Below are 2411 nucleotides of genomic sequence, written 5' to 3'. Positions count from 1 at the left end.
CTTCAGCACGTCGACCTCGATGTCGGTCTCGGGCCGATGGGCGTTGACGCCGACCAGCATCTGCTCGCCGGAATCGATCCGCGCCTGCGTGCGCGCGGCAGCTTCCTCGATGCGCAGCTTGGGAATGCCCTGTTCGGTCGCCGCCGCCATGCCGCCGAGCGCCTCGACCTCCTCGATATGAGCAAGCGCGCGCGCCGCCAGATCATGCGTCAGCCGTTCAAGATAGGCCGAACCGCCCCACGGGTCGATGATGCGCGTGGTGCCGGATTCCTTTTGCAGGATGAGCTGGGTGTTGCGGGCGATCCGCGCCGAATGGTCGGTCGGCAGCGCCATCGCCTCGTCGAAGGAATTGGTGTGCAGCGATTGGGTGTGGCCCTGCGTTGCAGCCATTGCCTCGATCATGGTGCGGACAATGTTGTTGTAGGGATCCTGCGCCGTCAGCGACCAGCCAGAAGTCTGGCAATGGGTGCGCAGCGACAACGAGCGCTCGTCCTTGGGCGAAAAATTCTTCTGCATCAGGGTCGCCCACAACAGGCGCGCGGCCCGCAGCTTGGCGACTTCCATGAAGAAATTCATGCCGATGGCCCAGAAGAAGGACAGGCGCGGCGCAAAGCGGTCAATGTCGAGGCCCGCCGCGACGCCGGCGCGGGCATACTCGATGCCATCGGCGATCGTATAGGCGAGTTCAAGGTCGGCCGTCGCGCCGGCCTCCTGCATGTGATAGCCGGAGATCGATATCGAATTGAACTTCGGCATGTTCTTCGATGTGTACGAGAAGATGTCCGACACGATCCGCATCGAGGGTTTCGGCGGATAGATGTAGGTGTTGCGGACCATGAACTCTTTCAGAATGTCGTTCTGAATGGTGCCGGCGAGATCTTTCTGCGCAACGCCCTGTTCTTCCGCCGCGACAATGTAGAGCGCCATGATCGGCAGCACCGCGCCGTTCATCGTCATCGATACCGTCATCTCGCCGAGCGGAATGCCGTCGAAGAGCTGCCGCATGTCGAGAATGGAATCGATGGCGACGCCAGCCATGCCGACATCGCCGGCAACGCGCGGATGATCGCTGTCATAGCCGCGATGCGTGGCGAGATCGAAGGCGACCGACAGGCCCTTCTGGCCGGCGGCAAGGTTGCGTCGGTAAAATGCATTGGATTCTTCGGCCGTCGAGAAGCCGGCATATTGCCGGATGGTCCAGGGCTGCTGGACATACATGGTCGGGTAGGGGCCGCGCACGAAGGGCGGCAGGCCGGGATAGGTGTCGAGATGCGGCAACCCCTTGAGGTCGCTTTGATTGTACAGATGCTTGGCGACGAGCCCTTCCGGCGTGGTCCGCTGGCCTTTGACCTCGACGGGAGCGCGGCGTGGCGGGACCCAGCCGATCTGGCCGAAGTCCGGGATCAAGAGCCGGCTCCGATCGATTGGTCGATGCGGACTGGAAACAGCGCCTCGCAGACGGCAACGCCTTCGGTGAAGGCCGGCCGCCGTTCCGCCGCCAGCGTCTCGACCGGACGTTCGTCTTTCGATGGATAGAGCGTGGTGCCGATGATGGCCCGTTGGCCTGTGCGGTAGGCTGCATTGCGCTGCTCCGCAGCTGCGTGGACGCGCTTCTGGATGCGTCCGTCCTGAAGGCTGGACAGGACACCGCCCTCGGCTTCGATCGTCTGCAATTCCGTCCACGCCAACTCGCACAACTCCGCGGTCAACGCCTCGACGGCGCCGGAACCATAGGCGGGATCGGTGACATGATCGATATGGCTTTCATTGGCCATGATCAGCTGCGTGTTGCGGGCAACACGACGGGCAAAACCCGCCGGCAGACCATGCGCGATCGTGTGCGGCAGGATGGAGATCGAATCGGCGCCGCCGCACGCCGCGGCAAAGCATGCAATGGTGGTGCGCAGGATGTTGGTCTCCGGATCCATCGCCGTCATCATGCGAAACGACGTCTCGGCATGGATATTGGCGGTGGATGTCGGGATCGAACAAGCCTCCTGCACCCGCGCCCATAGCCTGCGCAGTGCTCGCATCTTGGCCGTCGACAGCAACTGGTCCTGGTCGACGCTGAGCGCAAAACCGATATGGGGTGCGGCATAGACAAGCGGCTGCCGCGCCGTCTCGAACATTCTGAGATAGGAGACAGCCGAAGCCAGCATGATGCCAAGTTCCTGCGCTTCCGTGGCGCCGGCATTGTGGAACACGCGCCCGTCAGCTTCCAGCAGCACGCCCGGAACGCCCATCGCGAAGAAGTGCGCCAGCGACTGTGGCATAGAGGCCTGCAGCGCCTCGATCGACATGCGCAGCCGACCGGTTCCCGCGAAGATCGCCGCTGGATCGATGCCGAAGGAGAGGTTGAGCTTTGCCGGGTCCGATCGCCGCTTGCTCAGGAACGCGACCAGCCAGTCGGC

At 63.3% G+C, this 2411-nt stretch carries 2 protein-coding genes; both read right to left on the bottom strand.

Annotated elements, in window-relative coordinates:
- Positions 1-1407 (bottom strand): methylmalonyl-CoA mutase (gene scpA / locus EOA22_RS30890; RefSeq protein WP_127390480.1); only part of this gene is annotated, 1407 nt, incomplete at its 3' end.
- On the bottom strand, positions 1404-2411 hold a 1008-nt coding region (locus EOA22_RS30885; protein ID WP_164756076.1), incomplete at its 5' end, for a methylmalonyl-CoA mutase family protein. The genes EOA22_RS30885 and scpA, both read right to left, overlap by 4 nt.

Origin of the sequence: Mesorhizobium sp. M7A.F.Ca.US.014.04.1.1 (assembly GCF_003998745.1) — a bacterium.
Classification (GTDB): Bacteria; Pseudomonadota; Alphaproteobacteria; order Rhizobiales; family Rhizobiaceae; genus Mesorhizobium; species Mesorhizobium ciceri.
Note: the sequence above shows the minus strand (reverse complement) of the source record. Positions and strands in the feature narration are given on the sequence as shown.